The 14,160-nt window shown below is 31.1% G+C and carries 18 protein-coding genes; all 18 read right to left on the reverse strand.

Going from position 1 to position 14,160, the window contains the following annotated elements; all coding sequences use genetic code 11:
- Window positions 1-70 precede the first annotated feature (70 nt).
- The 18 genes from AC3B6D_RS08755 to AC3B6D_RS08840 all read right to left on the reverse strand — a co-directional run bounded on the left by AC3B6D_RS08755 (window position 71) and on the right by AC3B6D_RS08840 (window position 13,960).
- On the reverse strand, window positions 71-478 hold the full coding sequence (locus AC3B6D_RS08755) for a hypothetical protein (protein WP_489775462.1): 408 nt from the start codon (window positions 476-478) through the stop codon (window positions 71-73).
- 52 nt (window positions 479-530) lie between these two features.
- On the reverse strand, window positions 531-1,031 hold the full coding sequence (ssb, locus tag AC3B6D_RS08760; protein ID WP_489775463.1) for a single-stranded DNA-binding protein: 501 nt from the start codon (window positions 1,029-1,031) through the stop codon (window positions 531-533).
- Complete coding sequence (locus tag AC3B6D_RS08765; protein WP_489775464.1) at window positions 1,024-1,368, reverse strand: hypothetical protein; 345 nt, start codon at window positions 1,366-1,368, stop codon at window positions 1,024-1,026. Before AC3B6D_RS08765 ends, ssb begins: the two co-directional genes overlap by 8 nt.
- Window positions 1,369-1,385: 17 nt before the next feature.
- Window positions 1,386-1,934, reverse strand: coding sequence for a hypothetical protein (locus AC3B6D_RS08770; protein ID WP_489775465.1), 549 nt, complete (start codon window positions 1,932-1,934; stop codon window positions 1,386-1,388).
- Between the two features lie 187 nt (window positions 1,935-2,121).
- A complete protein-coding gene (locus AC3B6D_RS08775) occupies window positions 2,122-2,934 on the reverse strand; it encodes a hypothetical protein (protein WP_489775466.1) in 813 nt (270 codons plus the stop codon).
- Window positions 2,935-3,273: 339 nt separating this feature from the next.
- Window positions 3,274-3,660: a hypothetical protein gene (locus AC3B6D_RS08780; protein WP_489775467.1), complete on the reverse strand. Its 387-nt coding sequence runs from the start codon at window positions 3,658-3,660 to the stop codon at window positions 3,274-3,276.
- Window positions 3,661-3,762: 102 nt separating this feature from the next.
- Entirely contained in the window at window positions 3,763-4,278 is a 516-nt protein-coding gene (locus AC3B6D_RS08785) for an IbrB-like domain-containing protein (RefSeq protein ID WP_489775468.1), read from the reverse strand.
- 20 nt (window positions 4,279-4,298) lie between these two features.
- The gene (locus tag AC3B6D_RS08790) at window positions 4,299-5,549 is read right to left on the reverse strand and encodes a DUF3440 domain-containing protein (protein ID WP_489775469.1); all 1,251 of its coding nucleotides are present in this window, start codon (window positions 5,547-5,549) and stop codon (window positions 4,299-4,301) included.
- Window positions 5,550-6,746: an SNF2-related protein gene (locus tag AC3B6D_RS08795; RefSeq protein WP_489775470.1), complete on the reverse strand. Its 1,197-nt coding sequence runs from the start codon at window positions 6,744-6,746 to the stop codon at window positions 5,550-5,552.
- A complete protein-coding gene (locus AC3B6D_RS08800; RefSeq protein WP_489775471.1) occupies window positions 6,727-7,080 on the reverse strand; it encodes a hypothetical protein in 354 nt (117 codons plus the stop codon). The genes AC3B6D_RS08795 and AC3B6D_RS08800 overlap by 20 nt, the downstream gene beginning before the upstream one ends.
- A 12-nt stretch (window positions 7,081-7,092) precedes the next feature.
- Window positions 7,093-7,596: a hypothetical protein gene (locus AC3B6D_RS08805; protein WP_489775472.1), complete on the reverse strand. Its 504-nt coding sequence runs from the start codon at window positions 7,594-7,596 to the stop codon at window positions 7,093-7,095.
- A 53-nt stretch (window positions 7,597-7,649) separates the two neighbouring features.
- The gene (locus AC3B6D_RS08810; protein WP_489775473.1) at window positions 7,650-8,423 is read right to left on the reverse strand and encodes a hypothetical protein; all 774 of its coding nucleotides are present in this window, start codon (window positions 8,421-8,423) and stop codon (window positions 7,650-7,652) included.
- 30 nt (window positions 8,424-8,453) lie between these two features.
- Window positions 8,454-9,935 carry a hypothetical protein gene (locus AC3B6D_RS08815; RefSeq protein ID WP_489775474.1) on the reverse strand — a complete coding sequence of 494 codons (1,482 nt, stop codon included), beginning with the start codon at window positions 9,933-9,935 and terminating at the stop codon, window positions 8,454-8,456.
- On the reverse strand, window positions 9,925-10,566 hold the full coding sequence (locus AC3B6D_RS08820; protein WP_489775475.1) for a hypothetical protein: 642 nt from the start codon (window positions 10,564-10,566) through the stop codon (window positions 9,925-9,927). The genes AC3B6D_RS08815 and AC3B6D_RS08820 overlap by 11 nt, the downstream gene beginning before the upstream one ends.
- A gap of 34 nt (window positions 10,567-10,600) precedes the next feature.
- A complete protein-coding gene (locus AC3B6D_RS08825; protein ID WP_489775477.1) occupies window positions 10,601-11,281 on the reverse strand; it encodes a hypothetical protein in 681 nt (226 codons plus the stop codon).
- 186 nt (window positions 11,282-11,467) lie between these two features.
- Entirely contained in the window at window positions 11,468-11,872 is a 405-nt protein-coding gene (locus AC3B6D_RS08830; RefSeq protein ID WP_489775478.1) for a hypothetical protein, read from the reverse strand.
- Window positions 11,873-11,996: 124 nt separating this feature from the next.
- Complete coding sequence (locus AC3B6D_RS08835; protein WP_489775479.1) at window positions 11,997-12,770, reverse strand: hypothetical protein; 774 nt, start codon at window positions 12,768-12,770, stop codon at window positions 11,997-11,999.
- 248 nt (window positions 12,771-13,018) lie between these two features.
- Entirely contained in the window at window positions 13,019-13,960 is a 942-nt protein-coding gene (locus AC3B6D_RS08840) for a DNA/RNA non-specific endonuclease (RefSeq protein ID WP_489775480.1), read from the reverse strand.
- Between the last annotated feature and the right edge of the window lie 200 nt (window positions 13,961-14,160).

The following is a 14,160-nucleotide window of genomic DNA, read 5'->3' on the forward strand; positions in this document are numbered from 1 at the left end:
TTTCAATTATACAAGTAACCAGAGATACTGTAATTTTTAGTTTTACTATTTTTATTTTCCATAAACTTACTCAAATAGGATTACATTCGTAATAAACTACTTGATCGACTAATTTCTTAAGTTCTTTAGTAACAAATTCAATGTTTTTGTACGTTCTATTATTAGGTAAAGAATCAATTATTTTTCTTAGCTGTTTGTCAGCAGCTGGTAAATAGTCATCAGAATGACAGCAATCAAATCCTATCTTCCAATCACCATCTGGAAAAATTTGTGAAAATGTTATTCCACCATGAACATTTAATGAACATAGTGCACCGTTCAAATCAAAAGTATCTGTTTGACCATATAAATCATTTGAACGTGTTATTGTTACATAACCGCATAGGTATCCTAACTCTTGACGAACAATCTCACATTTATATTCCTTATAATACAAGCTCTTATAATCAGGTTCTGATTTCCACTCATTCTTACCCATCAAGACTATCCTTAACATTTAAAATTTAATTAATCATCGTCATATCAAATTACTAAAATGGTAAATCATCATCTGTATGAATATCCAAGTCTAACTCTTTGGCATCTTCATTAAATGGATCACTATCTTGTATGGATTGATCCCACGTACTAGGTGATACATTAGTAGAACTGTTTTGATTCTTAGAAATATTATTTACATTCGTATTGGAATTATTAGTCGAATGACTCTTACTTTTTGATTCTAGTAACGAAAAATTCTCAACCACTAATTCAGTTACGTAAATACGTTGTCCTTGCTGATTCTCATAATTTCGGGTTTGAATTCGCCCTTCAACCCCCAACAAAGAACCCTTAGAAACAAACTTAACTAAGTTTTCAGCTGCTTTTCTCCAAATCACGCAATTGATAAAATCAGCCTCTCTCTCGCCAGACGAATTCGTGAATTGGCGATTCACTGCCAAAGTAAAGTTAGCAACTGCTGTTCCGCTTTGAGTGTATTTAACTTCAATATCCTTAGTTAGTCTGCCAACTAATATGCTTCGATTAATCATTGAAATGACCTCTATAATTTCTATAATTTATTACTGGTTCAATTGAAGTTTTATTAATGGCATTAGCTAAATTCTTTTTAAACTGATCAAAATTTTTATTGCCATAGCCAACAATAGGTGGCTCAAAAGTTACTCTAATGGTATCCGATTCCATAGTTTTCCATGCAATTTCGGACAAAAGCTGAAGATTCCCCATCAGTTTATGAAAATACTTTTCGTCTTCTTTTGAATTAGCTCGTTTAGCAGCTTGTTCTGCTTTAAATACCTGAGCTTGTAAAAAGTTTATAGAAGCCACTACTGTTTCTTTGTTAATGATTGCTTGACGTATTTCTTTCATACTATTGCACCCCTAAACTAATTTTTTCTAAAATCATCTAAATTAATTACTTTCAAAGGTTTTGTAAAAGATGATTTATCTTGAAAATTAGGACTCCTGTACTTTTTAACAGCATCTCTCACGTCAGCAGGTAACCATTCTTTTACTTTCTTAACCTCTATATCAACCTTTATGTCTACAAAGTCATAGTAAATTTTCATTACTTTGGACACTTTATAGATGGCTGCGGTTTGTTCGTGTTCTACAATCTCTCCACAATAATCTCCTATATCAAAATGAGAACTAGAAAGTTTAAAAAAGGTATCAAGATCAGGTAATTGATTATCATAGTTTTGACCAGAAATAACAGAATTTAACTGTTGGCCAACAAAATAAATTTTTTTATCATCAGCAGTAACTGGTCTTCTAACTGTTCCATCGTCGTCTATTGTGAAATCATCACTATTCAAACTTTCTACGTTACCAAGATCAATGATTAAATATTTATTATGGTTTTTACTAATAATATCGCCAATACTAAAACCATGACTGTAATTAAGATATCCGGTAAACAATTTAACCGTCATACGTTCTAAATTCTCCTTTATTACGTTCTTATAAAGAGTTTTAGCATAATTGATTCAAGACACTAATTCTTGTCATTAATTAACTGTTAGTTACTATCCATTTAGTAGCAAAAAACTTAGCATATCCTTCTACTCGTTCTCGGCACCTCACATATTCTTCAACAGTTGTAGTCAAATCACATTGATATCACCCAGTTATTAATACGCAAATAAAAAGTAGTGTCACCATTACGGTCACCATTACGCCAATAAATGTATAGCACATCTTAATTGTTCTATTGATACACGCAACTCTTTTATTTTTCACTGAAATTAAAAAAGTGTTCAAAATTTGGTAAACATCCTTATTTAAAATATTCTTATAATCTTGGGAACTATTCTTTAAATCATCATTAACTTGATTTAATCGCTTCTTTGAAACATGATACTTGTTTCTGTCAGTTTTTACGTATAGTTGATTATTGTTTTGATTGTAAACAACTAACATATGACCATCCCATGTATCATTAGAACCAAATAACTCATAAAATTCGTCATTAATATGAACTTTATTATTGTTTTTAGAACGAACCTCAAAGGCAGCACAATCGCCATAATTACTATGTCCCTTACTCAGAAGCTTTAGTAACCTTTTATTTGCTATTGCTTTAACAGCCTTTTGTTGCTTATTTAGTTTAAAGTATTTAGGAGAATTAGCATCCTTGCTATAAAACAAGTACCAAATCATATAGTTATAGGCGGGATTAACAGAACTCTTACTTTCAGAGGCTTTATTAATCTCTGCATTTGAAGGAGCATAGTAATTAATAGGTTTTGAGGCCGAAGACTGTTTGACACTTTTAGATTCTATTTCAGAATTCGTTACATCATTTGATTTAGAGACAACTACAGCATGATCACTTCTCCAAACAGAACTGTCTGCATTAACTGTCGTAATACTCTCTATAGCAAACACAGATGCAGCAGCACATATTAAAGCATTAAGTTTAAACCTGTACATAATATTCTCCTTTATCATGTCGTTTTAACATAAACTAAGGTTAAAAACACGCTCTTTGTTGTTCAAGACACTGATTTTTGTCCTTCGCCTGTTAAATTGACATCAGCCAATTCTACTTTATAAATTATGCTCACTTTTATCTCCTCTATAATGTTGTGTAAGTACTAATTTAATAGGATTCATCAAGTTACAGGCACAGTATATTGCAATCTTTATTTTAAGTCAATTAAAGATTGCAATATTACTCAAAAAAATACGTTGACACCTTGAATATCAACGTAAATTATATCGGAAGTTTAATTCGTTAAACTTTCAAAATTTCAGAGCTAATTTACCTAATTATTTTAAAAAATAAGCACTAACTTCGGTCAAGAGTAACGCAGTATTAAACCTTATATTAGTACTGTTATTTTTATACTTAATAATATTTGTTCTGGATACTCCTGTTTTCTTTGAAATATCTGTAATACTTGCTTTAGAATTAAGCATTTTTCTAATCTTTCTACTATCTGCTATATGATCTCCTTTATTTGATTTAAAGCCAACTTTATTAGCATAATTAGTGAGCTCTATAGCAGTATTAAAATGCATCATTTTGACATCAGATTTCTTAGTCTTCAAGTTAGAAATAGTTTGATTAGAAACTCTGGTATCTTTTCCTATTCTATAAACAGATAAATCAGAATCTAACAGCCTCTGAATTAACTCAACGTTCGCAATAGCCAATTTTCCTACTCCTAAATCAATGTCAAGATTATATCCAACCCGTAGTTGAGTTACATTAGTCGAACTAATTCTAACACAGCGAACATTTATACAACAATAAATTCAATCCCAGCTTCTAGAAAACTCCTTGCCCTCAAAAACTTTTGCAACACCGCCAATTTGCTTTAGTCTCAAAAGTTCATCAGCATCAACACCCAGATTCTTCATAATCCATGCATCAGTTTTACCGTCATTTATCATAGTCGATACTATTTCAGTCATGGGGGTAATTTCATGAACCCCACGTGCACGATTATGTCTAATAGTTGACGCCATTCGCTCATCTAATGGTTTATGAATTACACTAACAGGTAACAGACCTTTTTCTCTATCATATATATTCTTATGTTTCTTCATGATTAAATATCTATGATAACCATCAACAATCTCATACTTATCTTTAGATGACAAATAATAGCAAACTATAGGCATTGTATAACCATCAGCTTTAATAGACTGATAAAGCAATTTCATTTCTGAGTTTGCCACATGATTAGGATTATATGGATTAGGAATTATCTTTTTTAAAGGCACAGCTTTAACATCATACACTGGACTCTTAAAGTTACTAGATGACATGATTTCGGCATTCCTTTCATTCAAAACATTTGTTCAAATTTATCAACTGAACGTTTCTTTTTGATGGCTCTATGTTTCAAATCACTTAAGCTTAAATATTTAGCGGTGGTCTCATTTTGCAAAATAGTCTTTAGCATTTGTTTATAAATGTAATTCATATTAATTTCAGAATAAGAATTGATATTTGTTTCAGCACATGTGATTTTAATTCCCATCATATCTAAATATTCTATATCCTTAGCGGGAAAAGTAATCCCAAGAATAGACCAGCTTGAAAAAGTTTTAGAAAATAACCTTTGATACATATTTAAAGTACTTGACGGCAATGATTTCATAATTTTTTCAACATACTCTGGCCAAGTTGAATTTTGGGGCTTTTGAACAGAATTTCTAGCTACAGCTTTAGTATTTCCATAAATTTCGGCAAACTTGACCCCCGGTATTCTATTTAACATTTTGTTCCATAAATCAGGCTCAATCCTCTGGTAGTATTTCAAATCCGGTATTGCTTGATAAGTAAACGGTGAGGCTATTCGCATATCTTGAATTGGCATACCAGCTTTATAAAACTGATCATACATAGAATTATATGGATAATTAAATTTGTAATTAGCAATCCAAACGTCCCTATATTGCCAATCGTAAATAGGGTAAGCCTTAAAATATCCATCCTCTGGTACTGAATTAATATAATTAGAATTCTTATAACTGTTGACCTTACCTTGAGACTTAATAGCTTGATATCTATATAGTGATTCATCTGCCCTTAATCCTAGCAAAATAACAGTTTTACCATCATTTTTATTGGACAAACATTTGTCAAAATAAGACTCAAAAGCATGATCTAACATACCCTTAGTAAAGTCAAATGGAACGTTATCTTCGTTAATTACATAATCCATTTTAGGAATTGAACGTACCCACAATTTTTGATTATCACGATCCCACGGAATCCAATAATTGCCATTTACAGTAGTAGCTGTTCTTACTTTTATCGGTAAACAAATCCAATATTTCTTTACATTCATCCTTTCGAAAGTCGCTTGAACATAATCTATCGTATGCTGATATTGAACCTCGCAATCATTAAAGTTTATAGATACTTTGTTTAAGCAGCTACGAGCGTTTGCATACTCATAAACCATGTTAAGCAAAACGCCACTATCCTTACCACCAGAAAAAGCTACATGAATATGATCAAACTCATTAAACAAATAAGTTAACCTATTCTGTGTAGCTTCATAAACATTCATATTTAAATAATTTTTCATTTATAAAACCTTATTCCAATCAGCCTTACCATCGTTAATTAATTGTTTGAAATGTTCTAACAAATTTCCCTTTTTAAAGACATTACTGTCTATAGTTTTTTCCAAATTAACGTCACCGGTTAAATCATAAAAGTATACGTCTTTTTCTTGTCCCATACGGTAAACTCGGTGTTCGGCTTGATCTCTTTGCATATAATCAAAAGTTTTATCAAAAAAAATCACCTTATTAAATTGTTGTAAATTTAACCCTAAAGAGCCTTTTCCGTAAGTAAAAACGTGAGCATCGGGATATCTATCTTTTACTGCAGCTTTAGATTTTAAAAATTTAACAAAAACTAAAGTATTTGGATCAATTATTTTTTCAATAGCAGCTAGCTTAGACGGTTCGTCACAATAAGCTTGTTGCATCATCTGTGTGTAAGCTAGAAAAGCATTTGGAATATCTTCTTTTAAACTGCTTATAAACTGGTCTTTATAGTAATTATAGTTATCTAACCCTTTAGTTACGGAATACTCAACCGTTAGATATTGTTTATGTTTATTCAATTTAAGATCAGCATCAAATACATACGGTTCAATCAAAGAATACAAATATTCTACATTATCGTAGCTTTTTATGAACTCATGCTTTCGACCTAATTTACCATTGGCTAAATTATAGCGGTATTCTACATACTCACAAAAAGTATTTTTAAAGTTTTGATAAGACATATTCAATATTTTGGGAGACAAAAACTCCATTTGACTCCATAAATCCAACATATTTTTGGACAACGGAGTACCATTCAATATTAGTCTAAATTCAGATAATTTACCTAAACGTAAAACTCGCTGTGTTCGTTTAGCTTCAGGATTTTTAATTTTTATGGATTCATCCACAATAATGAATGACGATCTAGAATTGTCCAGTTTACTCAATAATCTAACATATAACCGATCTGAGCTAGAAAGTGATTCTACGCCAACTATGTCGTAGTCCTTACCATTATTTTCAAAATTCCACTTATCAAGTTCTTTTTGCAAATTTAATTTAGTTTGAAAGGGGACAATAAATAGTACGTAATCACAATTAGTAGAATTAATTAATTCAATAGCAGTTCTAGTCTTGCCTGTGCCGGGCTCCATAAAAAGTGCTCCAACTTTCAACTGCCGTAACTTAGTTATTGCTGAAGATTGATCATCGCTTAAGGCTATCATCAACCTTCACATCCTTAGCTTTTACTTTCTTAGGAACATGATGAGTATATTGTGCTTTACGCTTCTCAGAAAAGTCCTGTTCAAACATTTCATTCATCGGCTCAAAAGCGTCTATCACTTCTTGAGCAGTTATTCCATTTTTGATTATTTTTTTATGCTTTATTTCTAACGCAAATTTAGCCCCTTCAGGAATATATACGGTATACCCGTATCCTCGATTTTTATATACCAGCTTGTCGGAAATCCAAACGTAGGTATGCCTACCGGGTAGTTTTATTTTCGAGGAATACAATGATTCTCCTACTACTGCATCATCAACGATTTGCAATTTCATTTAGTAATCACCTCAATTTTTTAACGGTAATATTTTTATCAAATCCTCTTTGGAAACTGTTCTAACATACCCCAATCTAGAATTAAGAATGTCAAAGTAAAGACTTTTATTTGGAATTTTAATTATTACATCTCCCTTGTACTTATCTAAATTTTTTCTGGGTATCCATACTTCTTCATTATTTTTTATCGTTAAAAACAGTTTAGCTTTTTGGTTATTTGAAACACAATTTTTAGAAGATATTAGATAAACATTAACTTTCTCTCTATTTAGTAGACGTTTATACAAAGAAAAGGTATCCACTTTTGAATGTAAGTAATGATCTCCAGAATCAAAAATCTTTTCTTCTTCTTCCTCTGGCATCCATATCCTTCTTACTTTAGGATTTGATCCAGCAAAAACCCATGCTTTTGGAATAAACACGTACTGTTTTATGTGCCTTCCACGATTACTATATTTAATTCTGTACGATTTACCTCTTGATTCTAATTCCGTGATATACATTTCAAGGTTCATTTTTTAAATCCACCTAATTATTGATAAGCAACATCAAAGCAACCACACATTTTCTATTCAACTTCATATTTATATTCATCCTTTAGAATTCTTTGAACTTCATTTATATCGCTAATATTTTTTTTATTTAACAACGTATGAAGATATCTAGATGGAACCATGATAGGCAAGTCCTTCATTTCATCATAATGTATATTAAACATCATGATACTATCATCTGGATCCATATTAATTTCAATAGAATTATCTGTTTCTTTAAATTGTGCCCCATCTCGTGCAGTATTGAAGTTAAATTCAACTTGGTTACCTATAAAATGTCCAATTAAACTAATACCTCTGTAGTCATCAATTAACTCATTAGGTATTTTATTACCATTAAACAAAACGTCCTTAGTTTTACATGATTCTAATGTACCATACCCTTTTTTCAATTTATTAATGTCTTTAGTACTTTCTTGAAAAGAAGATAATCCCAGTGAAGCAAACACAGAATCACTCATGCTGAAAAAAGCCTCTGCATTTTGAACAGCTTCAGACTTATTATTGTCATTAACACTTGTATTAACATACTCTTTGTATTTAAAGATGTCTCCGTCAAAAAGATCCGTAAGTCTGTATTGGTTACCTTGATTTCCATCCAAAATATCAATTGGAAGATTTTCATGATTTGTTGTATCAAAAGATAAATTCTCAAAATCTACATAAATTTTACTTTTTGAAATACCAATTATAACAGTATCATTCAACGTTGATTGAGCACTATCAGGTGACGTCTTTACTACGGTTACTTTTTGTCCGACCTTTAGTTCACTAATTTTAGATTCCATTTTTATTTTCCCCTTTACATTTTATATAGGTTAATTTAATTTCTTTTTTGATTCCCTTAAGGATTTAACAGTCTTAGATATCCGGACTTTCAAAGATAAGTCTTTGCTATAACTTTTTACAAAATGAACATTATTTACTTTTATTCTCTTGATATCAATTTGTAATCGGCGAACACTGTCTTCACTCATAGTGTCTCTAAAAATGAAAACGATAGTAGTGTCATTAACAAAATCTTCTAAGTTGTAATCGTACATATCATTTTCAGTCATATATTGAAATGTTCCTGAATGCTGATATACGTACGATTGTAATTCCATCCGAAAATTTGTAGAAAGATTACCTATTATCAAAAAGTTTATATTCTGATATACAGATTTACGCTTGGGTGCAAACGTGTCTGCTGATTTAAAAGAATTAACAGATCTTGTTACTTGACCTTTAAAAGCATCACTTTTAATAGAATTTCTTAGAAAATATATATTACTATGGTTAAAATCAATTTGTAATTGATGTAAACTATCTTGACTGATAGTATCTTTAAAGACCAAAATTATAGTAGATTCATTAGCAATATCTTTCAGATTACAGTCATACATACTCTTTTCATCCAAATATCGAAACGTCCCTGAACGTTGGATTATATAGTTTCGTAAATCCAAAACAAGACCTTTAGAAAGGTTTCCTATAACTAAAAATTTTATATCCTGATATAAAGATTTAATTTTCTTTACACCAGTACTTTTATTTGTAGGTACCTCTTTCTTTCTGCCTGATGATTTTTTAGAGCTTAACTGCTTTTCTTTCCGAACTTTTGATAAATTATCTTTATACATATATCTATTTACGACTCGGGCGGAGCTATCATTACTCACACGTCTGATTTCTTCAACTGGTATTCTATATTTTTTGCTTACACAACCATTAACAGGATTATCAATCCAGAATGAATAGTCAATAATATCTCCTTCTTGAAGATAAAAGTCGTCAATATCATCTTGTTTTAACAAAACAGTAATCAAATCATTAGTGCTACCTTGCTCAGAGAATTCAATAACCAAATTGTCTAGATCATCTTGTTTTACAACTGATAATTTATGCTTAACTATTTTTCTTTTACCGGCAGAAGTAGCCTTTTTAACAATTTTAAAATTGTATTGTTCATTTAAAAAAGCGTCATCTTTAGGAATTGCACTTACCAAATCACCATCTTCTAATCCCAGTTTTTCAACTGAAGATTCAGTAATATATATAATCTGTTCTGAGTTTATTCGACCTCCTCTAAGCGATTGATCAAATGTGCCAGTTATGATTTTAGATTCGTTATTCGATTCAGTATCAATCATTTTATGATCCAAAGGCGCTAATTTACTGTCCATATCACTAAGTCGTTGTAAAAGATCTAATTGCTTTTGTATCAAATTCACCGAATTATCCAAGTCATCGAACGTTATTTTGCTAACTTGATCTATCAACTGTCGTTTAATCAAACCTATAGCTATTTCAGATTCCATCAAATAAACCACCTCGCCTATTGTAAAAATCAGTTAATTGAATTGCGGTTGATAAGTAGATATTTAAAATATCTGCTTTTTTACTTCTTAAATTAGCAATTGAAACTCTTGAGACACCGGTGTTCTGTTCTATTTTATTGGATGACATTTTACTGTTAAGCAGCTTTTGGATGGCCAAACTCGAAGCTCTTTTTATATCATCATCATTCAAAATGACTAATTCATTTTTACGAACAAGTTCTTGTGCATACGTTGTTAGATTTATAGCAGAATTAAAACTTAAGTTCATAATATTAGCTTCTTTATTTTTAAACCGCAGAAGCGATGTATGCATAACTCCTGTATGTTGTTCTATCCTAATTCTGGAAATATCGGAATTAATTAACGATCGAATCAAATTAACATCCGCTACCCCCAATGTTCGATTATGAATTTTATTCAATTCTAGCTGTAATTGAATAAGAAATTCCGAGTATTTAAGTTCCTGATCACTTGAAGAAGTTCTATTTTTTATCTTACGCTGCTCATTTAGCAGCTCTTCATCAACACCAGCTTTCCTTAATGAGGAAATACTATCGTCTGGTTTAACATGAACTATCTCATTACTCTTAAAATTAAAATAACTTGTCAAAATGGTCTCCCTAGTAACCAGTTAGAACGTTGGATTATCCTATTTCAGATAAAATCTGTTCTAACGTTAAGTCTTTATTATTTAACTTTTCTTTATATTCATCCAAATATCGTAAAGTTTGATCCCAAATACCCATAGCTTTAGCAATTTCGCAAACGTCATCAGATTCATTTCTTGGATAAAAATTCAGATAATACTCTGTTTCATCTCCGTAATCACATACCAATAATTGTTTTCCATATTCAAAATGCGCATCTTTTATTTTGTAATTCATTTGTAAACGAGCACGATCTAATGAGTTAGTTCCGATAAGCTTTTTTGCATCAATATCAATAGGATTGGCTTTACCAATTCCATAAAAATCAGTTCCTAACAACCCTAAACTAGCGGATAAATCTCTAATCTTATCTCTATATTTCTTGATTCCACGTTTAATTTGAATATCAAATGTATCATTATTGTGTGAAAAAAATGACGCATGATCACTAAACGAAAGTTCATATAACTGATTTTGATCATCAGAAATGGCTAAATAAACACTATTAGTAGTGTGAGATTCAGTTCGTTGAACGAGACCCGTAAAATTAACGTCTTTAAATTCGGTAACTTTTGATAAATACCCTAATACTTCTCGCTCTTCTTTGGATAAATCTCTCACATAAGAACTTAACTTAGTATTTTTAACATTATCTTGCAATTTACTTGAATATGACATTTTACGTATCCCCTTTATGCTTTAAATAATAGCACTTCAACGGCTTCTTGTAAAGATATATTGCGCAATATATCTTTACAAAAATAAAAAGGCTCATAGAGTATTTAAATAAAATTTATACCTCTGTTTAGTTTCAAAATTTCAATCTAACCCACAGTCCTTTCACTGTTTGTTACAAGATATAATTTACAGTCCTCGTAATCCATGATCTATATAATCTCTAAGCGTCTTGCCATTCACAGATTTAAATTTTCCATCAGGCAGTGCATGACCTGTCATTTCACCATCCCCAAACCAATATCCGCGAATAGTTCCGTCTAGAAAGACTAAGCATTTAATGGCTCCCAATTCTTTCTCTGCGCCCCTTTCTTTACTGTAGTACATCATATATGGACTGATCATATCGTTATCTATCATGTCATTTTCTAATCCATTTTGCTGATCGTTCATCAAAATAGTTGTGTCAACTTTTTCATAGTCATCAGTATTCTTTTTTAAAACTTCCAAGCCTTGAAACATATAATCTTTAATTTGATCTGTGGCCCAAGACCAATCGTTATTCTCTTGTTTTAAATCATTACTTAAATTCATATAATTACGTCTCCCGTCTATATTAATAGTATTTTGCTAACAAATTCATTATACCTTGTAAAGATATATTGCGCAATATATCTTTACAAAAAATCAAAAAAATAGTAGCTTTTAGTCTAAGCTACTATTTAGAAATCCTAGCAATGATTTGAGGTTTCCCATTAATATCTACTTCACTTACATAATTGGGTTCAAATGAACTTTGCCAGCCTTCATTATATAGAAAATCATTTAGCTCTTCTTCCGAATTAGAAAATATATTAGATTCATCATGATCATGATATTTTTCGTAAAATTCCATAGGCGTAACTATCTCTAAATCTTTAGCTTGGCTTCTTGATATATGTGCACGTCTGAAAATATATATTTTTGACAATTCTTCTTTTGAACAAGTTTGAGATACTGGATTATAGTTAATGTATTTCTCAATATATTTACCGTATTTACAAATCAACATTTGATTATCATAAATTAATTTGGCACCGGTAATTGTACAATGTTTTGCAACTTCGTCTGACATACTCCAAGCTCTATCAAGACTTATTTTTCTGAACAGTTTTTTAGGATCTAAGCTATACTTATTTGCTCTTTCTATTGCGAAGCCTTGTAATTGAGACTTGTTATCGCCAAAATTTTGCAAATCTAAATCAGCTAGCAACGTGTACATTTCGCTGTCGTTTAAAAACAAGGAAATATCTTCTTCTAGCTGAAAGTCTAAATAGGTGCTTAAAGACAAGATATACAACTGACCTGTACGATCAAGAACCCATATATTTGACTGATCCATACCAGAATGAATGTCGATTAAATCTGCAATTTCTACTTTTTGATTAAAACTCTTTGAGAATAGTGTGCTTAGAACTTTACAAACCATGCTACCTGATTTATTTCTTATCATTTCTCGGTCACATCCTCTGCCTCTTGTGATAGGAACAATTAAACACTTTATAACTTATAAACTAAAAATGATTCCAATAAATCTGGAAAAGTTAGTTTGATAAATATTATCTTCACAAGATAAATTTCAAAAAATAAGCGGTTAAATACAGTCATAAGCACCATGTTTCCCATGGCTTTAAGATAAAATTAACCATTTTACACATCTAAACAATTTTATTAACCTTGTGAATTATATTTCCGAGTTTTCTAAATCAAATGATGAACAACCTTGCTAACAATGCGCCGTAATGAACTACTATGCTGGTTGGAGTAGTTACTGCTGACAGCTGAAGAATTATCCGTTTGCTCGAACTGACCAGTTTGATAGTTTAATTGTAATCCATTTTGAGTGTTAAATACCCAAGCATTAATATTTAAACCTTTAGGGTTGTTCAATGATTTTACCTGAACGTGAACGCCACGTGGTACTAATTCGGTTCCAGAATATAACGGAGTAGCTTGATAATAGACAGCGTCATCAGGATTAGCTTTTAGATAATTTCTCGTTTTAGTTTCAGAATAAGCCATGCCGCCCGGCAGTTTCTGATTATTAGTTCCAACGTTCTGTGCTCTCGTTCCCCAAATGATGTTGTTACTATTCATGGATCCGCCTAAAGACCATGCTAATAAATGACTCTTATTGTAAACATAACCACGATAACCTGACAATTGAACGATACGATTATTTGAATGAGTCCCTGTCCATCGTTGCTGCTGAGTATTAAAATGTCCGTCTAAATACTCTCCTGATACTTTTGTGCTAGCCGGAAATGATGGCCGCTTCATTACAGCTGACGAATGCTTAACGACATCTTTTTCCCGAACAAAGCTACTAACTGCCTGTGTTCTACCCAAATAGTCAAATCCTTGATAATTAATAATTTGCTGATCATCAGAACTATTTTCATATGACTTTAGCGTCGCAGTTTCCCTTTGAATACTATTCGCAGTATTGGAGTTAAATACAGGCTTATTCCCATTAACAACTGCATAATTTTGTGGATACTTCCATGACTTATATTTCATTGCCAATAATTGACTATCAGAACTTGAAGATGCTTGTACCTTATCAAATTCTGTGTATCCAGACATCAAAGATACTAGTAAAACACTTAGAATTGTTAATTTGCTTTTTTGTAATTTAAACATTATCTTTCCCCCAATATGGTTATTATATTCCAATTACTATTTACTACATGCTTTCTTTTAGCAATACTTAAAAACTTCAAGTTAACAATTAACAGCTGATTCTAAATCAGCTAAAATATAATAAAAATGATACAAATATTTTTCAAAAGGTGTAGTGGATTTTCTATTCAGCATCTCTAAATATATATAGATGCTGAAAT

The sequence above is a fragment of the Bombilactobacillus sp. ESL1097 genome (genome assembly GCF_058107205.1).